The organism is Streptomyces sp. NPDC091280 (assembly GCF_044768565.1).
Classification (GTDB): Bacteria; Actinomycetota; Actinomycetes; order Streptomycetales; family Streptomycetaceae; genus Streptomyces.
Genome location: NZ_JBIVUZ010000026.1, coordinates 1 through 21637, shown reverse-complemented (window position 1 = coordinate 21637; position 21637 = coordinate 1). Strand labels below are relative to the sequence as shown.

Sequence of the window (21637 nt, the reverse complement as noted above, 5' to 3'; positions counted from 1 at the left end):
GGTCTAGCTGAGCGTTTCGGGGAGCGGATCGGGGCGGGTCAGGTCCGTTGGCAGCCATGTCAGCCCTGGTCGGGTGCGTGGCGGCGTCCGGCTCATGCCGGTCACCGTCCAGCCGTGTCCAGGAGACGGGTTTCGGCCTGGTCGAGAAGGAGTTGCCGGCCGAGCCGGGTGCTCCGGTGAAGGCTCCGGTGGAGCTGACGGACCTCGTGGCGGGTCCGGCGCGTTCGGCCGCCGACGTGATCGACCTGCTGGAGCAGCTGTGGGGCCGGTTCGCGGAGGGCCTCGGCGATCACTTCCGAAACAGCCGTCGTCGCCGCCACGATCAGCCCCCTCCAGCTCTTCAACCTCGCAGCCACCCTCGCCCAGCACATCGGCCTCACAGTCAAGGACAGCTGACCACGAAGGACCCGGAGCAGCCCTCATCCGGACACCTTCGAGCAACAACCGTGCTGCACCACGCCGTCGTGCAGCAACCGCAGTATCCCGTGCCACTGGATCTTGACCGCTTGCCATCGGACTTCGACGGATGCGAGTTTGTGTCATCACCGCAGGTCAGTGACTCAGCGCACCGAAAGTAGGCTGAGTCACTGACCTGCGCTTATGTGCAGTTCCTCGTCAACGTGCAGGGCGGAGCCCTGCGATCGTCATGCAGGCCGCTCGTTGTGCGGGGACGGGTGTCAGGAAGGCTTGACCGCCGAGACCGGGGTGACAGTCACCTTGTTGTCACACTCGGCCCACCACCCGTCGTTCAGGGCGACCTGGTGCTTCCCGGAGTGCGGCAGCCCGATGACCATCGTCGGATACGCCGCCGGGGTCTTGCCCGACACGCAGTAGCCGTCGCCCTCGCCCTGGACCTGGACGAAGGTCAGCTTCACCCACGCCTTGCCGTGCGGCCGGACCGTCACGGTGGCCGCCCTGCCGGTGGGGGTGACCTTGAGCGGGGTGTTGTGGGAGGGGGAGCCATTGCCGGCGCCGGCGACCGTCGTCGGATGGCCCTTCAGGACGCACGTCTTCCGGGAGACGTTGGTGAACTGCACGACCGCCGCCCCGGTCCCGGTCCCGACGGGCGGGTGGGCGGCCTGCCAGGCGCTGACCCGGAGGGCGGAGGCCGGGCAGGCGGGCGGCGGGGTGGAGGTGGTGGTGCTCGCCGCCATGGCGATGCCCGGCAGGATGCCGGTGACCGCCGTCGCGACGACGGTCACCGCCGTCGCCGCCAGAGCCGCCCTGCGAATGCCGTTGCTGTGCCGCATGCTGTCGTCCCCCTGAGTCGTGTCGTCCGCGGGTTTCGGTCGTCGGTTGTTGCCCCGCGGTACGCGTGGTCGTTGGTACGTGAGTGCAGAGAGGGCGGGACAGCGGCAGGGTTCCGTGCGGCGACTGCTTGTGACGGAACGGTGACGCCAGGCCGCACCCTGTACAGATTGCCGTCAGGGCACACAGAAGCACCTCCAGCGCGCCGGGGGTCTACCACTCCCCCGGTGCGTACCGAAGGCGCTCTGAGTCGCTGACCTGCGGTGATCAAACTCCGATGACACAAAATCGCGTCCGTCGAAGTCCGATGGCGAACAGTCAAGATCCAGTGGCACGGGACACGCCGGCCTTCGGCTCCTGCACCTACCACTTCTCACAGAGGAGTCGGGCTGCCTGGGGATTCGAGTTGTCAGGCTCACGATCTCCGCGTCGCCCGGGAGGTCCAGGCGCTCCTTGCGCGAGACTGGGAGCAGCGGCACCGGTCCGCCGTGCGCCAGTCCGCAGCGTCGCAGAACCCGGGCGCGGACGCGGCACCAGGGTGAGTGGAACTCGCGGGGCCGGCACCCGGAGCCGGGGCAGGGCTGAGTGCAGACCTTGCGGTGGCCGGGTTCGGTGACGGGCGCCAGGCGCTGGAGCAGCCGGCGGACCCGGTCTTCCTCCTCTGCTTCCTGCGGTACCTCGTCGGACGTGCAGCCCTCGATGAGCCGGGTGCTCTTGAAGTCGAGCAGCAGCCCGTCGACGGCGAGGTCGGCGTCCGCTGTGAGGCGGTGGGTGGAGAACGTGAGGCCAGGCGTGCAGTCCTCGGGCCGGGAACGTTCAGGAACGCGCTTGCGCCCCGGCCGTCGTGGACGGCCGGGGCGTCAGCGCGTTCACCCGTGGGTCAGCAGTTGCGGATGGACCAGACCGGCGTCCAGTCGTAGCTGTACACGGTGTTGTCGGGCGTGAACTGCTTGAGCACGTTGCCGCTCTGACCGTAGAAGTACGAGGTGACCCCACCGGTCTGCGAGTCGACGTAATAGCCGCTGCCGTCCCAGTACGACAGCGAGTACCGGGCGCAGTTGTAGAGGAAGAAGACCTTCCAGTCACTCGTCGTGGGATCCCACACTGCAGTGCAGAGGCTCCCGCTGGTGCAGCTGACCGTGCTGCCGCTGGCCACGTGGACGACCCTGCTGGCAGCCGGCGAGGTGGTCGGCGAGCTCGCCGCGGCGGACTTGGGCGTCACCCCGGCCGGTGCCGCAGGCAGCACCAGCACGTGGCCGCCCTTGGCCGCGCCCTGCTGCGGAGCGGCCTGGGCCGGGCCCGCGACGAACAGGGCCGCCAGCGCCACAGCCAGCGCGCCGAGGAGCCCGATGATGGATCGTTTGTCGCGCATTGTGTCTTCAACCCCCTGTGAAAAACGGCGACTTGGACGCCACCAGACTGTCCGCGACCGCCGTTGCCGCACCACACGTTTAAGCCGTGGCTTCAGGGTCGGCCGTTGCTCTTTGTGCCAGTGGTCCGGCACGTGAAGGAGACCTGCCTTGCCCGCCGGAGACGACGATTCCTGCTTGCGGCGGCCCCCGTCAGACGGACGGCCCGGGCCGGGCTTCGAGCAGGGCGATGCCGACCTGGGTGATGGTGTGGACGACGTACTTGCTGTGCCGGACGCTGAGCAGTAGGCCGGCCCGGCGCAGCACGGCGGTGTGCTGGCTGACGGCGGCGCCGGAGATGCCGACCCGCGCGGCGAGTTCGCCGGTAGTCCGGCCGGTGACGACGTCCTCCAGGATCGCGGCCCGGGTCCGGCCGAGCAGCGCGCCCAGCTCCGTACCATGCCGGCTGCCGCTGCTCACCCAGTCCGGGGTGTGCTCGATCGGGTAGACCAGCACCGGCGTCCAGTCGGCTGCAGGAAAGGCCAGGGTGATGGGTCTGCGGGTGCAGAAGAAAGAGGGTTGCAGCACCACCCCGCGCCCCTCCAGGCGGACTTCGCGGTCGACGGGATAGTCGGCCTCCAGCACCGGCGGGCGCCAGCGCAGCACGGGATGGAAGCTCGCCAGCAGCCCGTCGGTGCCGCCCGTCAGGACGGCACGGGCGCGGGCGGCCCGGTCGGCGTCGACCTGGGCACGGATCTGCGGCCAGAACGGGGCGATGGCCCGCCGGTGGTGGCCGTGCAGGGCGGTGCCCAGCCGGCGCAGGGCCTCGGGTTCGCCGTCGGCGAGCGACCGGGCCAGGTCCGGTAACGGCCGGCACCGGTGTGGAGAGGCGGCGAGCAGTGCGAGGTCGCGGTGCAGGGCGGTGTGGGACGTGCCGAGCACGGTGTCGAGGGCGGCGGCCAGTTCGCGGCCGTTGCCCGGGGTAGGTGTGAGGAAGTCCGGAAAGTAGCCGCGCCCGGGGAGCAGCCCGGCCAGCAGCCGGTCCGCCGGGCCGCCGAGGCAGGGCCGCACCAGCTGCCGCCACAGCCCGAACGACAGGGTGTCGCCGCCCTCGAACAGGCCCTGGAAACTGTTGACGATCTCCCAGAGGTGGTCCGGCCCGGCGGCAACGCGCACACGCGCGATGTCGTCAGGCGTGAAGTGCACGCGCAACATGGGGGGTCACTCCGATGGTGGTCGGTCATCGGGGGTGGTGGTCATGGCCATGAATACGGGATTGCTCCATGAGCGTCACCCGTCCCATGAGATACGGACAAGGGCGTTTTCAGTTGGCTCGGGCCCGCCGAACATCGACACACCTGGATGAACGGCGCCCCGATTGCGCGGCGCTCAGGCACCATCGACCACCGCCTCCGGCTCAGTCTCAGCCACGGTCCTGGAGGCACGGTCGCGGCGGACGTGCAGCTTCTCGGCAGCCCGCTCACGATCGAGGCCGCTGCCGCCTCGGAGGGCGGAGGACATTGCATCCGGCCGGCGTCCAGCAGCTTGCCCGTCCCCAGAACCCCCTGGAGGGTGCGTCCCGACTGAACGAGGAGGACTGACCCGGCGGTGTCACGTGCCGGGGTGAGGACCGCGTTCCATCTAGACCCCTCGTACGCCGTCCGGGCAAGGCCATCGCCTGGACACTGCGGCCAGAGGAACTGGAGGAAGAGGGATGCCAGGCACACCCACCACCTGCGACGTTACAGGATCGAATGATGGCGGCCCAAGTGTCAGGTGAACACAACGGTCAACGTCCTCACCCGAGGCAGAATTCAGCCTCAGAAGATTTTAGTCTTCTTCTCTCCGCCGATTCCGAAGAGCAATCCCTTGTGATCACCGCTCAAAGACCTTCATATAGCGTTGACCAGCTTCACCTGTGCCTCGACAGGTGTCTGCCTGGCTTCCCTGGCGGTACCTGCCGCACGATCTCGCACCCCGGGAGACGGTCTACGCCTGCTTCGCTGCCTGGCAGAGGGAAGGCGTCTTCGACCGGCTCAACGGCCTGCTGCGGCGCACGGCGCGCAAAGCCGAAGGCCGTGATGCCACTCCGAACCGGCGCGACACCTGAACCTCGAACCAAACAACCCCGCCGGGACAAAACGCCCTTTGAGAGGGTTTTTTGCTCCTTGTCGAGGTGTTTCGGGTAGGTTTTTGCGTCGGATCTGGTGTGAGCGATGAGGTTGATGCGGCCTGCGTTGCAGGAGAGTTGATTAGGCGGGCGTCTTGGCCTGGCTGCTCCTGTTTCATCCCAAGGCGCCGGATTACGCGCCGTGCGCTTCGAGCGCTGGCACGCGCGCCTGTGCCTTGCGGGTAGTCCCGAATTGTGCCTGAACGTCGCCGTTATCCGAGCGATCTGTCCGATGCCCGCTGGGAGTTGGTCGAACCGGTCCTGACCGCCTGGCGAGCCGAGCGCCGCGGCCGCGGACTGGACATCGGCCGCCCGCCGGACCATGACCTGCGCAGCCTCCTGGACGCGATCCTCTACGTGAACCGCACCGGGATCCCCTGGCGCTACCTCCCGCACGACTACCCGCACTGGAACACTGTCTACGCCTACTTCGCCCGCTGGCAGGAGGAGGGCGTCTTCGACCAGCTCAACAGCCTCCTGCGTCGACAAGTCCGCAGGCAGGAAGGCCGAGAGGTCGACCCCAGCGCCTGCGTCATCGACTCACGGAGCATCAAGACCTCCACCAACGTCCCCGCAGCCGGCCAGGGCGTCGACGCGGGCAAAAAGATCGTGGGCCGCAAGCGGAGCGTTGTCGTCGACACCCTCGGCCTGCTGCTGACGGTGCTGGCCACGGCCGCAAGCGTCCAGGACTCCGTCGCCGGCCAGGCCCTGATCGAGAAGGTGGCCGCCGAGCATCCCACCGTCCGCAAGACCTGGGTCGATGGCGGATACCGCCAGCACCTCGTCGAGCACGCCGCGACCCTCGGCATCGACATGCACAACGTCCGCCGAGACCCCAACACCAGAGGCTTCACCGTCCTGCCCCGGCGGTGGACCGTCGAGAGAACGCTGGGCTGGCTCATGAACCACCGCCGCCTGGCCCGCGACTACGAAGCCCACTCCCACCGCTCCGAAGCCATGGTCCACCTCGCGATGATCAACCTCACGACACGTCGCCTCACAGCCGAATCCACCCCGAGCTGGCGCGGCACGTGAACCGCCTCAATCCGGCAATCCGGGACTAAACAGCAGAAGAAAACGCCCTCTGACGTACTTGCAGAACTGAGGCGTTGACGGTCCGGGGCGTGCTACCCGCTGTTTCGACGCCGCCGATGGGGCTACAACGGCACTGGACGGGGCATCCTGGGCTTATCGGCCTTCCTTCTCGTACTGTCGGACCGGCCGAGGAGGGGGAGCAGCGTGGACGCCGATGACCAAAGGGGCGCCAGTCAGTGGGCCGCCGCGTCGGTTGAGCACTTCGACCAACTGGCTCGCGGGGTGCTGCATGCAGCTCGCGAAGCTGCCCGGGAACTGCGGTGCTGCCCTCCGGACTTGGAACGGCGCACATGGGCTCTCGGTGTCCTGGCGGGGCAGGCGCAGGCGATGCTGGGTCCTGACCAGCCAGTTCACCCGCCAGTCGGGGCCGCAGCGCAGAGGGAATTCGTCTGTACCTCTCTTCAACTCGCCGTACACGCGCTGGCGCACCGATGGACAGAGGGCGACCTCGGCCTGGCGGGGCAGGCCGAGGTACCGCATCTTGGCGAGCGCCAAACGGCCGATGCCTTCGACGTGCTCGGGCGGCTGATGCTCCCGCACGCCTCACCTGAGGGCTGGGCCGCCACCATTTGCACCGACCTGACCCATGGCCAAGAGAAGTGGGAGGCGATGGTCAAGCTGAGCAAGTACATCCTGCACCCCACCTTCCTGACCCTCGCCGACGACGCGACACGTGTCATCGGCGAGGCCGTGCACAACATCAACATGAACCGACTGCGAGAACTTGCCGACTCGGTGCGAAACTTCGCGGGCGCCGCCGAACCATCTCACCGGGCAACGGAACCGACCTCAGCCGTCGCCGGGCCAGAGCTTGAACCCAACCCTGGGCGTTGTCCGCCGATGACGCTGGAACAATCCAACCGAGAGCGCATGTCCGAGCTTGGCAGCCAGCGGACAAACGGCAGGAGGACCCTAGAGCCCTCTCGCCCCATAGTGCCGAGGGGCGAAAACACGGCTCGCCCCGGACCTGCTCGCGCGACCCCGGAGGAGGCGCTGTTGCCGAAGCCTCGACAGACCCCGGGTTCGACATCCCCCCGCCTGCCCGGCGGCGGGTTCGGTGCCCAACTGGCACCGTAGGTAACGCGATTCACCTGGAGGTTCCACACGTGTTCGCGGGGTGGTCATGCCCAGGGAGCCGGGTTTCAGACGCTTCAGCGAAAGGCACCCGCTGGACATCGCGGTGCAGCAGACTCATTCCCCCAAGGCCTTCAACGAGTTCAGTGCATCCTTGGTCAGAGCACATGATCAGCAGAAGGCCGTGCCCACGTCAGGCGAACACCCGGATGAGCGATCACGTTCGGGACATCGTTCGAGCCTGATGGATAAAGAACAAGCTGAGAGCCTGTACCTCTTCTTCTGACCTGGATATGGGCTAGGTCCAGCCTGATGTTATGTCCGGGTACGTCGGACCGTCGTTGGATCGACTCGCCTACCCCGAGAACGCGTCATCCCCTGGGCGAGAAGTACCCCGACATCATCACCAGGACCGTCCGATGCCTCCAGAGTCAAAGGCTTAGTCGTGCTTCCGCGCAGGTGGGCCGTCGAACGTGGCTGGTCGTGGATCATGAGGGCCCGCCGTCACCGCCGCGACCATGAACGGCTGTCCGAGATGAGCGGGGCACTCATCACCTGGGCCGCCGTCATATTGATGACCAGGCACCTCACCGCCGCACGAACCGACCAGCCGGACGCCATGACGTCGCCCACTGTCACGGGATGCCGCATGATCAACTGGAAGAGTCCTCGCTGCGTTGCCATATGTCCGCCTGGTGCGGGAAGGGGAACGGCCGCAGATGGTGGTGGCAGGGGCGCGTGGTGTAGGGGCCCAGGCCGTACTGGTCCAGCCAGGTCACCAGTTGTTGGCGTTCGTGGAGGATACGGTGCTGGGCGTCCCAGTCGGCGCCACCGGAGCGCAGGGCCTGGCGGGCGCGCTGTGTCGACCAGTGGCGCAGCTGGCGTGCAGATTCGCTGCACAGCAGGGTGGGCGGGTGGGCGTGCAGGAACGCCGCACGGTTGTCTGTGTCCGGGGCGTGTCCGCTGAAGAACAGAGTGATCAGCCACTGGGCTCGGTCCGCTTCGGTGTGCATGCTGGTTGTACTCCCTCGTTTTGGCCCTTCCGGGGATCGTGTCGTTCCCGTCGGTGGCGGGCACGGCACCCGGCGCTCGCCTTGCGCAGGCTTTTCGCCTGGTACTGGGGTCTTTTCTTCCGGGATTCCGTGCGGCGCCGACGCAGCCCTGCGCCTCGGCCCGGTCGTGAGCCCGTACTGGCGGGACCGGCGTCGGCCGGGTTCCTCAGTGCGTCGGCTGTTCCGTGCCCGCGATCCCTTCTAAGCTCTGTACAGGACAGTCCACAGGCACAGACGCGATAGCCCGGTCCGCGCTGGCGGGAATGAGGACGCGCAGCGGTGGTCGGCCGACTTTCCAACCTTGTGCGCCGTTCTCCGCCGTGATCTCCGCGGTTCGCAGCTCCGTGGTTCTTGACGGCCGCACCGAGCTGGAGTGCACTCCCGCGCACCCCAGGGGCCGCGAGGATCCTCCCGCGCGATGTGCCCGGCTCGCACAGCAGAGCGCGGCATAGCGCGCAGGCGGCCGTCGCGCGCTGCCACCGACCGGCCGCGCCGGCCGCCCCCGGTCGGGACAGTGTCCGCGCGGGCGGCATTCCCCGCGCGGACACCCGGCCGGGTTCGCTCCCGCCCGCCTCCGGCCGTGACCACGTCGGCACCGACCCGGACGTGGCCCTCCCGGCAGGATCACCGTCCGGCCATAAAGCCGTCATGGTGTGCTCCCGCCGCTGTGCGACAGCACACCAACGCATGGCCCCCACCGTGCGGCATCCGCGCACAGCCCGCACCGGGCCGTCTGGGGCAAGCACAGGGACCAGCAGACACCTTGACACCCCGCCTCCGACGGCTGCCGGGGAATGGGCGTCGCCGGCTCACGGCCCGATGCGGTATCCGGTGATGATCTCCATCGAGATCTTCACCACCTGGTCCATGTCCATTCCCATGTCGATCCAGGGCACCAGCAGCCGCTGATAGCGGGTCACCTCCAGCGGGTCCGCGACCTGACCGGCCCGTCCGGTGACCATGACGCTCCAGTCCGAACGGGAGGGGAGATCGATGTGATCGGCCTCGTAGACCACCACCTCCGGCACCGGCGAACGGCGCAGCACCGCGGAGCCGACGTGTGTACGGATCACGATGTACCCGCCCTCCACGAGATGGTTGACCGGGCGGATCACGGGCAGAGCCCGGCGGGAGAAACCGATCCTGCCAAGCGGCACGCTCGCCAGCAGCTCCACCGCTTCCTCAGGCGCCAGCTCGGTCATCCGTCTCGCGCCGGCGCGGGGAAACGCACTGCTCATCTCACGACTCCTGACCAGGCAGAGCATCTCCCGCGCACCCCACCAGCCACAGAGGAAGGCGAGGAACCACAACGGCAGACAGAGCGCGTCAGCACCGACTTCCCGGCACGACACATCCCACGGCCCTGCCCGGATCCCGCCAGGGTGAGCCCTCACACCTGCAGCGGCCATGAGCCCATCGGCCCCGAACCCGCTCCGAACGGCCCCATCACAGACCGAGCCGAAAAACAGGCCCTTACCAGCCATGGTCGGGGCTGGGCACAGCATCGCTATATCCGTGGTCGTCCTCATGGCCGGTACGCGTGGCGCGTCACAGTTGCACTCCGGCTGGTTGTCCACGGCGGACAGGTGGGCCAGACCGGTGTCGTTCATGGTGCGGTCGACGGTCCCGGCGCTGACAGGCAACAGATCGCGTGCCCGGTACCGGTCGCGCAGCTGCATCTCGCTGGTATCGCCAGCAATCGGCTTGGTCGCCTGGTGGGCGAGGATCTCACCGAACGGGACGTCCAGGTAGTAGCCGTGAGTCGAGCGCAGGCCGCTGCCGACTGGACAGCGTAACGACACAACCGCGCTACTTTGCCGATGCTCCATGGCGTGTATCGACGAGGACGTACGCGGTCCACACGAGCGCTCGCTGGCCTCAGGGGTCCGGCAGCTTCGGCCGGGTCCACGCGATGGTCTGTTTCATCAGCCTGAAAAGGTAGTAGATGACGAATCTCCCCAAGAAAGCCTGCCCAGCGCACGTCGACGTCTTCGCTGTTCAGGCCGGTGGCGGACGACCACAGCCAGAGCCGCAGCGGGTCGCCTCCGCCGGGCAGGCGGTCGGCCTGGAGGCGGATCAGCGCGCCTTCATCGACGGGGAGTTCGCCGGTGTGGTCGATCCACGCGGAGCGGGTGGTCAGCCTCGGGTGGATGCACCCCAGTCCATCGCGCGAGCGGCCCCCTACCGGTCGGTAAACTTCGTCGTGGCCGCGTCCGGGATGCCCAGGTCTGCGGCTTGGCGAAGCGGAGCTCTTTGCCGTGCCTCGGCGGCCTACCACCCTGAGGATGGGCCAGGGCGGTGCTGCTCGAGCTAGGTTCTCGGCCGTCGCACAACACGGTCGGAGCGCATCCATCCCAGCACCTCGACTGGGAGGCCGGCTAGGAGGTGTGCCGTGCGCAGTGCGTCATATCCGGCGTCGAAGACGATAAGTAGATCAGCCGCCACACCGACGTGGTCGAGATATTTCCCGACCGCACCGCCCTGATCTTCCTGGTAGACGCCTTCCTGGCCGGCCAGGACGATGAATGGGCCGAGGCCCGCCACTACATGGGCATCGAACTCCTCGCGAAGGTGAGCCTCCCTCCGGTCGAGTCACAAACCCACCAGACCGTCCCACCCACCGGGCTCACCGCATAGCCTCAAAACGAGATCACCGAATGGCCGTCGATACACCACTCCAGCAGACGCGACCCGCCGGGTGTCGATTCGACTCGAACAGCAGGCAAGATGTCCGCAACGACTGGCCGGAACCCTTTCCTCCGCGTTCGGCCAGTGGGCTCACTGACCATATGACGCTGCTCATAGGGGCCGTAGTGGCTGCCGCTTTGGTCGTACTCTTCCTCCTGCTCGGGCCCGTAGCGCAGTGGTTGACAAGAGGTCTCCCCGCGGCGAGCACGCCGCCCAGAGAACGTCAGGACGCTCTCACAGCGAACCGCGATCTCTTGTTGAAGTGCCTGACAGGTCTGCTGGCGCTCGGTGCCCTGGTGTATACAGCGAAGACGTTTCAAGTCGCGCAACAGCAAGCAGCGACCGCAGCCCAAAGCCAGGTGACCGACCGCTATGCCAAGGCGATCGAGGAACTCGACGCGAGCGGCCCAGGCAAGGAGGATGTCCGCATCGGTGCCGTGTACGCCCTCGAACGGCTGATGAGCGACTCGCGACGCGATCACAACGCCATCGTGGACGTGCTCTCCTCCTTCATCCGCTATCACGACCAACTCAAGGGCGATCCCTCCAACAAGGCGTTCGCGCACGGTGACGCCCAGGCCGCGCTCACCGTTCTCGGCCGCAGAGACCGCAGCGGTGAGACCCACCAACTCGACCTGCGCAAGGTTCGCATCGCCTACCTGGACCTTCAGAAGGCCGACTTCTACCATGCCGACCTGTATGAGGCCGATCTGCACGGCGCGCACCTGGACGGCGCCGATCTCCAGCGTGCGTCCCTGGTCGGCGCAAAACTGCAGAAGGCTCATCTGCCTGGCGCCGACTTGAGCGGCGCCCACCTCGACAGGGCCAACCTCTTCGGTGCCGACCTTTCTCAGACCAGGGGGCTCACCTGCGACCAGTTGCGGACTGCGGTGACGGACGCGACGATGCGCCTGCCATCAGACCTGTCCTGCTGATCGCCTGCCAGAACGCCCTTTCAGCGCCCGGCCGATGTGCAGCCGGCCAGAGGGCCGCCGATGGGGTGCACGAGGCGGCACATGGACAAGCGGCCCTGATCAGGTAGTTGGATCAGGGCCGCTACCCAGGCTTCGTGGCTCTCCATCGGCCCCAACGCCTCTGCGACCTGTCCAAAACGGCCATTCGCACCGAACGGTCACGTGCTATCTCACTCACCGCCCGTCCCTGCTACCACCAAGATCCGGACCATACGCGGGCCAACTCCCCTCGTCGAACCCGTGGGACCGACACTCTTACTGGTCAAAAGGCCGTACCAGCTGTACCACCAGCAGACGAAGAACCTGCTGGGTGCTCCGCGCACGCGGCCCAGCGCGAGTGCCCAACACCACGAAATTTCCGGCACTCCCACCTCACGGCCTTCGCCATCAGGCTGCTTGACCAGCGGTGCACTTCGCCTGACACCCCATCAGAACGAGCGTCATTTCAGCGTCAAGATATCGCCCGTAACGCCCACACCGCACATAATGCGCACCGGTAAAGCCGCAGGTCAGACTCCCTTTGCGACCGGCTCAAGGATCGCCACGCACTCCACATGATGCGTCATCGGGATCCCGTGATTCCTCCGATCGCAGATCATCGCCTCGGCCGAGCAGACCCGACGTCACTCGGCCTGACACCCTCCATTCACGTTGCCGAGGGCAGTGCGCAGGTCTCCCTCTCCCGCGAGGAGCGGCGGCAGCGGGGTCGCGTTGGCCGGGTTGAGCGAGTCGAAGAGCAGGGCGATGAAGCGGGCGCGCAGGGAGGGGGCGGCGCTGGGAATCGCGAGGCCCGCGACGGCCATGACGAGGAAGTGCGGGATGTCCTCGGCAGTGAGGTCGCCGCGGACCTCGCCGGCCTCTTGCGCACGCAGCAGGAGCGGATGCAGAGAGGCGCTGAAGTTCTGGAGGACGTCCACCGCGACATCGGCGAAGTTGCTCGCGAAGGTGACCAGACCCCGCTCCGCAGTGATCAGGTCGAGCAGGCGCGTGGCGATGTCGTGCAACGCCTGGCGGGTGTCGGGGGCACCAGCGGCGCGTTCGATGAGAGGAAGGAGGTCGGTTTCTAGAATGTCGTCAAGGACCGCCCGGACGATCGCCTCCCGGTTGGGGAAGTGCCGGTAGAGCGTGGCGATGCCCACGCCGGCTTCGGCAGCGATCAGCTCCAGCGAGCCCTCTCCCTTGCCCAGCACAGTCCGTCCCGCGACCGTGATGCGCTCGACGCTGGAGCGGGCGTCCACTCGGCGCCTGGTGGCGCGGTCGTTGGCGGTCGGCATCCGTGCCCCTTCCTGCTGAGACGAAGGCCCCTGACGACCTTCCCCTGGGCGAGATCACTTTATCTCATCGGTAGTCGACTACCGGTTCGATAGTTCCATATCACTTCGGTAGTAGTCTCTCACTTCATCACGTGGCCCGGATCGCCAGGCTGCGGAGTAGAGGGAGAGACCTGTGTCCGTTCTGCTGTACCGCCTGGGCAGGTTCGCCTACGGCAAGCCCTGGTACGTCATGGGAGGCTGGCTCGCCGTGGTGGCGTCCGTAGTGACGCTCCTCGCGGTCAGTCCCGTCAGGCTCAGTAACGACGCGCGCATCGACGGCACCCCGTCCCAGAAGGTCATCGACGAACTGGCCAGGACCCTGCCGGAGGCTTCCGGGGGCCAGGGCATGCTGCTGTTCAAGGCCCCTGCGGGCTCCCGGATCGACGACCCGAAGGTCCGAACGGCGCTCCTGGCAGCGGTGGACTCGGTCTACCGCCACGACCACGTCGTGGACACCCGGAAGGCCTTGGCCTCGGAGCTCGCCAAGGGCTCGGCCAGTCCGCTGTTGCGGGCTCAGACAGCGGTGGCGCAGGCTGCCGGCGCTCCGTCCACGGACCATGCGCCCGCGCCCTTCACATCGAACGGCAACCCCGTCCCCGGCGTGATCGTCTCCGCCGACGGCACAACGGCACTGATGCAGTTCCAGTTCGACCAGCAGACCTACGAGCTTCCCTCCGGGACGATCGACAGCACCGTCGAGGCCGCCGAGCGCCAGGCAGCACATGGCGGCCTACAGGTCCTGCCGTCCGCCTCGATGATGGAGATACCCGAGATCATCGGCACTGGAGAGATCGTCGGGCTCGCCGTCGCGGCCCTCGTCCTGCTGATCACCCTGGGGTCGGTGGTGGCCGCGGGCCTGCCTCTGGCCATCGCCTTCGTCGGGGTCACAGTGGGAGTGGGCGGCGCGTTCACCCTCTCCACGGTGTTCGAGATCCACTCACTCGCCGCGGTGCTGGCCCTGATGCTGGGGCTGGCCGTCGGCATCGACTACGCCCTGTTCATCATCAGCCGCGCACGCCGACTGCTCGCGGATGACGCGCTGGACGCACATGAAGCGACCGCTCGCGCCATCGGCACTGCCGGGAGCGCGGTGTTCTTCGCCGGAAGCACCGTCGTCATCGCCCTTGCCGGGCTCCTGGTCATCCGCATCGCCCTCCTCTCCACCATGGCCCTGGTGGCGGCTGCCACCATCGCCATCACCGTCCTGCTCGCCCTCACCCTGTTGCCGGCGCTGCTCGGACTCGTCGGAGAACGGGTACGTCCCGCCCGGCTCCGCCGTGGACCGAGCGGCCCGGGCACCAGCACCGCGAACACCCGGACCTCCCGCTGGGGAACGCAGCTGGTCCGCCACCGGTACGCCGCCCTGGCCGCAGCGATCCTGGTCCCCGCGGTCCTCGCCGTGCCGGCCGCCGACATGAAACTGGGCCTGCCGTCCGGGGCCAGCTACAACACCGACACCGGCCAACGCCGCAGCTACGAACTGACCAGCGAAGCCTACGGCCCCGGCTTCAACGGCCCCCTGCTCGTATCCGTCGACTCCGCCACAAGTGGACGGGCTCTCACACCCGAAGCCTTGGCAGCGGTGGCCACGGAACTGCGCCAGACGAAGGGCACCACAGCGGTCTCCCTCGCGGGGATGAACAAGACCGGCACCACCGCTCTCCTCAGTCTCATTCCCGCCAGCGGCCCGAACGACGACGCGACCAAGGACCTCGTCACCGCCGTGCGCGACGAGAGCCCGCGCATCGGCCGAGCCCACGGCGCCGTCATCGGCGTCACCGGCTTCACCGCGCTCGCGATCGACGTCTCGGACCGGCTCGCCGACGTTCTGCCCCTCTACGTGGCGGTCGTGCTCGGGCTCTCGCTGATCGTCCTGCTCCTCGTCTTCCGTTCCGTCCTGGTCCCCGTGACGGCGACCCTCGGATTCCTGCTGAGTGTGTCCGCCGCGTTCGGCCTCACCACGGCGGTCTTCCAGTGGGGCTGGATGCAGAGCCTGATCGGCATGGATGCCACGGCACCTGTCGTGAGCCTGCTGCCCATCATCATCACCGGAGTCCTCTACGGACTCGCGATGGACTACCAGATGTTCCTGGTGACCTCCATGCGCGAGGCGCACGTCCACGGCGAAACCGCCCGGGGCGCCACCGTCACCGGCTTCGCACGCGCCGCCTCGGTCATCGTGGCGGCGGCCACCATCATGGTCTCCGTCTTCGCCGGGTTCGTCTTCAACGCCCAGCCCATGATCAAACAGGCGGGCTTCGCGCTCGCCGCGGGCATTCTCATCGACGCCTTCGTCATCCGGATGACGCTCATCCCCACCACCATGGCCCTCGCCGGGGACCGCGCCTGGTGGATCCCCACCTGGCTGGACCGGCTCCTGCCCGACCTGGACGTCGAGGGCGACAAACTCGCTCAGAAGATCCCGCCGCCTCGCTCCACCGCACCCCGGCCGCACGGCGAGGCACAAACCGTCGAATCCGTCGGCTGACGCTCGACAGCGTCTTCCCTGGCCGCCGTTCTCCGAACGGCGGCCAGACATGTGACTCCCCAAGTCGAATCATGAAGGACGACATCCACTCGAACCGGGAACGATAGAGGGGATGTGTGCATCCTGCCGAGCGACATACCTATCCGCCTCCGCCTCGCAAGTGACAGGCGGTCGAAGTCGGCTGCGGCTACTACAAGTTGGTCGACTGCACGAACGGCATGGTCGCCGACAGCTGGGGTGCCACCTCGGACGGCTCCGCCGCCCGCCAGGCCGCCTGGAACGGCGGCACCAACCAGCAGTGGACGGTCACCCACCGCGGTGACGGCGGGTTCTCCATCGCCAACCGCACCAGCGGACTTGTCCTCGACGGCGGCGGCAACGTCTGGTCCGGCTCCCCCACCAAGCTGTGGAACTACGACGGGAGCACCAACCTGATGTGGACGTTCACCGCCCTCTGACCTCCCGTCCACGAGCTCCTCGGCCCTCTTCGGAACCCTGGCGCGGAGGGGTTCGCCGTCGGCCCCGGTTCCCTCCCGTCGGCCTGTTCCTGCTGCCCGCGTACTCAGCGGACCTGAACCCAGTCGAATGGCTATGGGCACATGTCAAGTGCAGCCTTGCCAACCTCGCTGTCGTCGGCCCTCGACCGGCTCAAAGCCCTCGTCCGTAACCGGCTCGGGCGCCTCCGATACCGGCCCGACACCCTCAACGGCTTCATACGGACACCGGCCTGGCCCCTGACGGCCGGACATCGCCGCCGCCGTGATGAATCGGCAACTCGTGCGCGAGGTGGAGCGGCAGAGGTGGAGGACTGTCTGGTCCTTCCGGCTCGCCTGAGGCGGCGGGCGCGGCTTACGAGCCTGTTTCGGGCGCGCGGAGACACCCCGCCCGGTGGCGATGCCGGTGGCGCTTGCCTGAGCAGTCACGAGGTGAACCGCTCCGGGCGGAAATCCGCCAACAGCTTGTCTCTCGTCCCTCTGAGGATTTCCGAAGCGAGGAGCCGGCCGATGACCGGCCCGAGCGTGATGCCGCTGTGGGAAACGGCCTCGTAGTAGCCCGGCAGAGACGGTACCGCTCCCACCGAGGGGAATCCGTCGGCGGGGATGGGACGGTGGGCCACCCGCGTCTGTGCGATGCGTGAGTCGCCGAGTTCGGGAACGACTTGCCGTGCCGATTCATGGAGCAGGCGCGCGAGTTGCGCTGGACCTTTGCCGGTGTCGATCAGTGCGTCGATCTCGCGGCTGTGGAGGACTACCAAACCATCCCCGTCAGGACGCATCTCGACATGCGGCGCGTGCATGGCCCGACGCACCGGGACCTCGGCACACCCGATCCGCGTGACGACGCCGGGTTCCCGGCGCATCGGCAAGTGCCGTGCGAGGAGCCCGGCGACGTGGGAGGCGCTGGGGCCCGCTGCGTTCACGACGATGTCGACGTCGAGACGGCTTCCATCAGAGAAAGCAACTGTCCGGATGCTCCCGTCGCCACCGGTACCGATGTCACAGACCGCCGTGCCGGACCGGAGCTCGGCGCCGGATGCAACAGCCTGACCGACCAGGCGACCGACGAGATACCGTCCATGCACCCAGGCTTCATCAGGGTAGAAGACGACTGGAACCTCGCCGGGCATCCTGAGATCAGGTTCGAGGCGCCGACGCACCTCGTCCCCGGTGCACACCTCAACCCGGTAGTCCCAACTGGTCAGCAGTCCAGCCGTCTCCAGGAGCTTCGCCTGCACAGCGGCATCGTCTGCCCAGCGCAGGTGGCCGCTGGGATACCACCATGAGTCCGGGCCGATGGTCCCGGCAAGCTCACGGTGCGCCGCCATGCCTGCGACGTTCAGGTCGAAGTAGGACTTGCGAGCGGTCTTGTTGCTGGCGTTGACCCACGAGAAAGACCAGTTGGTGACACCCTCACCCGGCTCGCCCGCGTCGATGAAGACCACCTCGGCGCCCTGCCGGGACAGGTTCCAGCCCACGCAGGCTCCGAGGATGCCCACTCCGATGACAGCAACACGTTCAGGCCGCTTCACGGACCCCACCCCCACAAACGCCTCCCCAGGTCGTGGGCAAACTCCCGTTTCCAGTATGCAAGCACCAATCACCGCTTGCCGATGCCCCGCGTCTCCAAGTGATCAAGGGGAATCCTCAGTACACCCTCATCCCCATGCCTCACACACCACGGAGTACAACTCCCGCTGGGCCCATCAGGGAGCTCAAGGAAGTCCACCCTGGCGAGCTGAAGTCAGTAGCGCCAGGAAGCAGAAGCCACCGCGCGGCTGGTTCTCCTTCAGCGCCATCCGCCCATAGTCATGCCAGCAGATCTCTACTTGGAGATGCATTCGACAGATAGCATCCAGCCTCACCCGTCTCCGCACTGACCAATCGGACAAACCCGTGAGCGCTGCTGGTCCCGGTGGGCGGATCCAGCCCTCCTGTCCTGGTGATCCCTCCCGAGTCGGCCCGTATCGCGTGGTGGGCAGGCTGGGTGCGGGCGGTATGGGAACGGTGTACGCCGCGGTGGGCGGCGGCGGGGACCGGGTCGCCGTCAAGGTGATCCATCCCGTGCAGGCCGGCGATCCGGAGTTCCGGGCCAGGTTCCGCCGTGAAGTGCGCCTCTCTGCACGAGTCCAAGGGCCGTTTCTGCTGCCGCTCCTCGCGGCGGATCCGGACGCCGACGCGCCCTGGCTGGCGACCGCATACGCCCCAGGGCCGACGCTGGCGCAGTACTTAGCCGCGCACGGACCGCTGGCCGACGGCGTCCTGTACGCCTTCGCCGCCGGTACCGCGCAGGCCATCGCCGCGATCCACTCGGCCGGCGTCGTACACCGTGACGTCAAACCACAGAACGTACTGCTGACCCCGGACGGCCCCCGCGTGCTCGACTTCGGTATCGCGCACGCCGCCGACGGCACCAGCGTCACCCGCACCGGCGTACTGACCGGCACCCCGGGCTGGATCAGTCCGGAGCACTATCGCAGCGGTGTCACCGCGGCGGAGGGCGACATGTTCGCCTGGGGCGCGCTCGTGGCGTACGCGGCCACCGGACGCCTGCCCTTCGGCACCGGCGCACCCGAAGCAGTGGCCTACCGCGTCATGTCCGGCCGACCCGACCTGGACGGAACACCGGAGGCACTGAAGGAACTCCTGGAACGCACCTTGGCCAAGGAACCCGCCGAACGGCCGACGGCGGCCGACGCAGTGGACCGTTGCGTACACCTGCTGGCGGCCGAGTGCACCCAGGTCCTCGATGGTCCCGGGACAGCGGAAGCGGACAACAACCCGACATTCCTGGCGGACTTGGTCACAGCACAGTGGTCCGTGCCCATCGCGGCAGACCCCGCCTGGCCCAACTCCCCTTCTGCACCGCGGAGTTCCTCCCGACGCCGGGCCGTGGTCGCCGTGCTGGCCACGGCAGTCGTCATCGGCGCGGGCGGCGCGCTCGCGCTCCACCACGACGATCATCGGGCCCCCGGTGCTTCCGGAGGCACTGCCACGACGGACGCGAAGGACACCGTGGGCGCCGACTCGGCAACCGACAGGACGACCTCCGCCGTACCCGGCCCGGGAGTTACCGCTCGGGCGGCAACCGACCCGCGCGCGATCCCCGTCCCCTCCGATCCGCTGACAGGCGTGGCGACACCCGCCTTCACTCGCACCGACGACGAGACCCAGCCCCTCGACGTCTTCGGCAACGACGACCTCTTCGGCCTCCCCGGCGCCCCCGTCACCGACGAGATGAACACCCCGGGCAACAACGTCCCCGCCCCCGAACACCCACCGCACCGGCCCGCCGGCTTCTCCTCAAGGACAGCGCAGTGAGCGACCACCTCACCCTCCTCTACGGTACGAGCACCGCCACCTCCGGGTGGCACTTCATGGCCGTCGTCAGCCATGGGCCGGCTCTCATATAGGCATGGTCGGCGAGGACGGGGATGCCCTGACGCTCAACGATCCGGATGATCCGGTGGGTTCGGGCCGCGGTGAAGTCGTGCGCGCGGCCGGGCCTATCGGCGGCGGCTGCACCCGATCAAGGGGTGGCCCGGGAAAGACGACGCAGGCCGACAACCAGCCCACTGCACTCACCCAAACCACCCCTGAGCAGGAAAAACGTCAAAGCACTGCCGGAGTACTAGCGAGTCTCCGTCCCGCCGCCCAACACATACCTCAACAGGTCCCCGTCCTTCTTGGGCACCGCCAGGTCGTACGTCCCCGCACCCGTGACGAGTTCGTATCGCTCGAACTTCGGGGCCATACGCACCTTCCCGCCCGCCAGCTTCAGCTGGAACGGCGCCTGGAGGATCGCGCTCCGGCTTCCTCGCGCGTCGTTCCAGACCGGCGCCTCACCGGCGGCGAGCCGCAAATAGCCCTGCCTCAGCCTCGCGATCTGCTTGCCCCTGCCGACCGAGACCTTGACCGTCCCACCGATGCTCTGCGTGAACCCGACGACCCGCAGCGGCTGGCCGCCGTCGAAGTCCGCGATGTCCCGCGCGGGCGTGCTGCGCCGGATCCACGCCCAGCGCAGCAGCACGTCCACCATCGTTTCGGTACCGGCGGAACGACGTTCCGCACGTGAGCCTGCCACTTCCCCGTCCCCATCCCTCGTCCGTCCTCTTGCCACGCGCCGCTTCCTGCCACGGCACGGCTGTCAATCATCCCGAGTGAAGTCCGGGACACCGGCAACCGAAGCCGGATCGTCTAGCGGCCACGTCCAGAAGCCCTCGGGAGCACGCGCCCGGGACACCCTGATGCCATGCAGACACGCATCGCACCAGAACAACGCATAGCCGACCCTGCTGCTGGTTTCGACGATGTACCTCAACTGCAGCCGGTGGCGACCGCAGACCGGGCACGGGCCGCTGCCCACCTCATCATGGCCCTCGGCGACGCGTGCCAACGCCTTCAGCCATGCCTCTCGATCAGCCATCAGCCCAGCCTCCCGTTGAAATGATTCCAGAACTGATCCTCCGAGGCGTAGGCGGCCCTCTCCCAGGCGGCCTCCTGCTCCAGCGAGGAGGCCGGACCATACACACCGATCTGCATGACGTGCATCCGCTCGTGACCGATGGTCCGGACGAGATCCTCCATGGAGGAGAACGCATCGGGATACAGCGTGATGGTCCCGTCCGGCGACGTGTGCCCGAAAAACTGACGCCCAATCAGGTCAGCATCGCGATTGATCTTGACAGTCACACCGGCCAGTCCGACGCCGGCGTCGGAAGCCGCCTGGCTGACGACGCGCTTCTGCATGGGTACCTGCAGCTCGGAGAACGCTCCCGTGTTGGAGGTACGGCGCGCGAGCCCCCGGGATGCGCTCCCCCGCACTCGCGCCGCTCTTGGGCGCGGACTCCTGGTCCCGCTGGCCGCTCGTAGCGGAGCCGGAACCAGCGGTCTCCTCCGCCGCGGAACTCGCCTCCTTGGCTCCCGACCGGCCAGCCGCCTTCGACGCAGCGGCGGTTTCAGCTCCTTCCGAGACAGCTGTCGCCCCCGCTCCGGCAATCCCCGCCGCCCCGGCGATCACGGCCCCGCCTTCGCCGATCACCCCGGCCGCCGCCCCTGTCACCGCGGCCCCCAGGCCGCCAATCTCGGCCCCGGCAGTGAAGCCCTCGGCGCCCGCTACCAGGACTGCGCCGCACACGCCGGCCGTCGCCGCCACGCAAGCGACCGCGCCGACCACCACCGCGGTGACGACCACGGCCGCGAGCTGGTGCGGCAGCTCACGACCGTCGATCGCAGCGTGGTGGCCGACACGGCGGGATGTGGACCCCGGGCAGCTGTCCGCAGTACACACATCCCGCCACGCGGGTTCACAGCCGAGATCGGCGTCAAACGTCCGAACTACACGCCAGCGGGCGGGGGTTAATCGCCCGTCTGCACATGCGCCAGTTCTTCTGTATCTGCGGTACGGGGTGCCTATCGAGGCGGGTCAGGAGCAGTGCTCCCACGATGACGGCTGCCGTAGCGGCCTCCGTGGTGGCCGTCTTGGCCTTGGGGCGGAGTAGCGGTCCGGCGGCGGACGGCGGCCCGGCAGGGCCGCTGGGGGGGATCTGTGGGCGGTTACGACAAGACCGAGGTGGCTGTCGACCAGGCCTGGTTAGAGGGCGTCTGAAAAGCCGGTCAGCGGGCAAGTCACCTGGTAGCGGGGCGGTGACGTACTTTCGGGGGCTGGGGTGTGCGGGCTGCGTACCTG

16 protein-coding genes and 4 pseudogenes are annotated in these 21637 nt (G+C 67.9%); 8 read left to right on the top strand and 12 right to left on the bottom strand.

The window, feature by feature from the left end:
* Positions 1–677 precede the first annotated feature (677 nt).
* From ACIQPR_RS47295 to ACIQPR_RS47285, 3 genes are all read right to left on the bottom strand, one after another.
* Positions 678–1250 (bottom strand): DUF4232 domain-containing protein, encoded by a 573-nt coding sequence (locus ACIQPR_RS47295; protein ID WP_403663416.1) that lies wholly within the window; start codon positions 1248–1250, stop codon positions 678–680.
* A gap of 878 nt (positions 1251–2128) precedes the next feature.
* A complete protein-coding gene (locus tag ACIQPR_RS47290; protein WP_403663413.1) occupies positions 2129–2620 on the bottom strand; it encodes a hypothetical protein in 492 nt (163 codons plus the stop codon).
* A 190-nt stretch (positions 2621–2810) separates the two neighbouring features.
* A complete protein-coding gene (locus ACIQPR_RS47285) occupies positions 2811–3812 on the bottom strand; it encodes an ArsR/SmtB family transcription factor (RefSeq protein ID WP_403663410.1) in 1002 nt (333 codons plus the stop codon).
* A 727-nt stretch (positions 3813–4539) separates the two neighbouring features.
* On the opposite strand from ACIQPR_RS47285, the pseudogene ACIQPR_RS47280 reads away from it, so the two are divergent.
* From ACIQPR_RS47280 to ACIQPR_RS47270, 3 genes and pseudogenes are all read left to right on the top strand, one after another.
* Positions 4540–4692 (top strand): annotated as a pseudogene (locus ACIQPR_RS47280) (transposase); the annotation flags it as partial.
* A 270-nt stretch (positions 4693–4962) separates the two neighbouring features.
* Positions 4963–5802, top strand: coding sequence for an IS5 family transposase (locus tag ACIQPR_RS47275; protein WP_403663407.1), 840 nt, complete (start codon positions 4963–4965; stop codon positions 5800–5802).
* A gap of 204 nt (positions 5803–6006) precedes the next feature.
* Positions 6007–6939, top strand: coding sequence for a hypothetical protein (locus tag ACIQPR_RS47270; protein ID WP_403663404.1), 933 nt, complete (start codon positions 6007–6009; stop codon positions 6937–6939).
* 650 nt (positions 6940–7589) lie between these two features.
* Here the strand turns inward: ACIQPR_RS47270 and ACIQPR_RS47265 are convergent.
* From ACIQPR_RS47265 to ACIQPR_RS47255, 3 genes and pseudogenes are all read right to left on the bottom strand, one after another.
* Entirely contained in the window at positions 7590–7949 is a 360-nt protein-coding gene (locus ACIQPR_RS47265) for a hypothetical protein (RefSeq protein ID WP_403663401.1), read from the bottom strand.
* An 848-nt stretch (positions 7950–8797) separates the two neighbouring features.
* Positions 8798–9817: a pyridoxamine 5'-phosphate oxidase family protein gene (locus ACIQPR_RS47260; protein WP_403663575.1), complete on the bottom strand. Its 1020-nt coding sequence runs from the start codon at positions 9815–9817 to the stop codon at positions 8798–8800.
* A gap of 36 nt (positions 9818–9853) precedes the next feature.
* Positions 9854–10424: pseudogene (locus ACIQPR_RS47255) on the bottom strand (transposase); the annotation flags it as partial.
* A gap of 15 nt (positions 10425–10439) precedes the next feature.
* Between ACIQPR_RS47255 and ACIQPR_RS47250 the strand changes: the two are divergent.
* Together ACIQPR_RS47250 and ACIQPR_RS47245 are read left to right on the top strand one after the other, a co-directional pair.
* On the top strand, positions 10440–10625 hold the full coding sequence (locus ACIQPR_RS47250; RefSeq protein ID WP_403663593.1) for a hypothetical protein: 186 nt from the start codon (positions 10440–10442) through the stop codon (positions 10623–10625).
* A gap of 152 nt (positions 10626–10777) precedes the next feature.
* Entirely contained in the window at positions 10778–11611 is an 834-nt protein-coding gene (locus ACIQPR_RS47245; RefSeq protein ID WP_403663398.1) for a pentapeptide repeat-containing protein, read from the top strand.
* 662 nt (positions 11612–12273) lie between these two features.
* Here ACIQPR_RS47245 and ACIQPR_RS47240 read toward each other — a convergent pair.
* Positions 12274–12924, bottom strand: a complete 651-nt coding sequence (locus tag ACIQPR_RS47240; protein WP_403663395.1) for a TetR/AcrR family transcriptional regulator — start codon at positions 12922–12924, stop codon at positions 12274–12276.
* Between the two features lie 172 nt (positions 12925–13096).
* On the opposite strand from ACIQPR_RS47240, the gene ACIQPR_RS47235 reads away from it, so the two are divergent.
* Positions 13097–15451, top strand: coding sequence for an MMPL family transporter (locus ACIQPR_RS47235; protein ID WP_403663392.1), 2355 nt, complete (start codon positions 13097–13099; stop codon positions 15449–15451).
* Positions 15452–15615: 164 nt separating this feature from the next.
* Positions 15616–15909: pseudogene (locus tag ACIQPR_RS47230) on the top strand (RICIN domain-containing protein); the annotation flags it as partial.
* A gap of 461 nt (positions 15910–16370) precedes the next feature.
* On the opposite strand, the gene ACIQPR_RS47225 reads toward ACIQPR_RS47230, so the two are convergent.
* Entirely contained in the window at positions 16371–17480 is a 1110-nt protein-coding gene (locus ACIQPR_RS47225; RefSeq protein WP_403663389.1) for an NAD(P)/FAD-dependent oxidoreductase, read from the bottom strand.
* A gap of 466 nt (positions 17481–17946) precedes the next feature.
* Between ACIQPR_RS47225 and ACIQPR_RS47220 the strand changes: the two genes are divergently transcribed.
* Positions 17947–19269 carry a serine/threonine-protein kinase gene (locus ACIQPR_RS47220; RefSeq protein ID WP_403663386.1) on the top strand — a complete coding sequence of 441 codons (1323 nt, stop codon included), beginning with the start codon at positions 17947–17949 and terminating at the stop codon, positions 19267–19269.
* Between the two features lie 38 nt (positions 19270–19307).
* Here ACIQPR_RS47220 and ACIQPR_RS47215 read toward each other — a convergent pair.
* From ACIQPR_RS47215 to ACIQPR_RS47200, 4 genes and pseudogenes are all read right to left on the bottom strand, one after another.
* Positions 19308–19453 (bottom strand): annotated as a pseudogene (locus ACIQPR_RS47215) (IS5/IS1182 family transposase); the annotation flags it as partial.
* A 126-nt stretch (positions 19454–19579) separates the two neighbouring features.
* Complete coding sequence (locus ACIQPR_RS47210) at positions 19580–19987, bottom strand: hypothetical protein (RefSeq protein ID WP_403663383.1); 408 nt, start codon at positions 19985–19987, stop codon at positions 19580–19582.
* 108 nt (positions 19988–20095) lie between these two features.
* Positions 20096–20374 (bottom strand): hypothetical protein, encoded by a 279-nt coding sequence (locus ACIQPR_RS47205; protein WP_403663380.1) that lies wholly within the window; start codon positions 20372–20374, stop codon positions 20096–20098.
* Positions 20374–20697, bottom strand: a complete 324-nt coding sequence (locus ACIQPR_RS47200) for a hypothetical protein (protein ID WP_403663377.1) — start codon at positions 20695–20697, stop codon at positions 20374–20376. Before ACIQPR_RS47200 ends, ACIQPR_RS47205 begins: the two co-directional genes overlap by 1 nt.
* Between the last annotated feature and the right edge of the window lie 940 nt (positions 20698–21637).

Bases quoted from the DNA above. Each gene is read 5' to 3' on its own strand.
- ACIQPR_RS47290 (WP_403663413.1), bottom strand. From the start codon at position 2,620: ATGCGCGACAAACGATCCATCATCGGGCTCCTCGGCGCGCTGGCTGTG.
- ACIQPR_RS47205 (WP_403663380.1), bottom strand. From the start codon at position 20,374: ATGGCTGATCGAGAGGCATGGCTGAAGGCGTTGGCACGCGTCGCCGAG.
- ACIQPR_RS47210 (WP_403663383.1), bottom strand. From the start codon at position 19,987: ATGGTGGACGTGCTGCTGCGCTGGGCGTGGATCCGGCGCAGCACGCCC.
- ACIQPR_RS47295 (WP_403663416.1), bottom strand. From the start codon at position 1,250: ATGCGGCACAGCAACGGCATTCGCAGGGCGGCTCTGGCGGCGACGGCG.
- ACIQPR_RS47200 (WP_403663377.1), bottom strand. From the start codon at position 20,697: ATGCAGAAGCGCGTCGTCAGCCAGGCGGCTTCCGACGCCGGCGTCGGA.
- ACIQPR_RS47265 (WP_403663401.1), bottom strand. From the start codon at position 7,949: ATGCACACCGAAGCGGACCGAGCCCAGTGGCTGATCACTCTGTTCTTC.
- ACIQPR_RS47240 (WP_403663395.1), bottom strand. From the start codon at position 12,924: ATGCCGACCGCCAACGACCGCGCCACCAGGCGCCGAGTGGACGCCCGC.
- ACIQPR_RS47285 (WP_403663410.1), bottom strand. From the start codon at position 3,812: ATGTTGCGCGTGCACTTCACGCCTGACGACATCGCGCGTGTGCGCGTT.
- ACIQPR_RS47260 (WP_403663575.1), bottom strand. From the start codon at position 9,817: ATGGAGCATCGGCAAAGTAGCGCGGTTGTGTCGTTACGCTGTCCAGTC.
- ACIQPR_RS47245 (WP_403663398.1), top strand. From the start codon at position 10,778: ATGACGCTGCTCATAGGGGCCGTAGTGGCTGCCGCTTTGGTCGTACTC.
- ACIQPR_RS47220 (WP_403663386.1), top strand. From the start codon at position 17,947: ATGGGAACGGTGTACGCCGCGGTGGGCGGCGGCGGGGACCGGGTCGCC.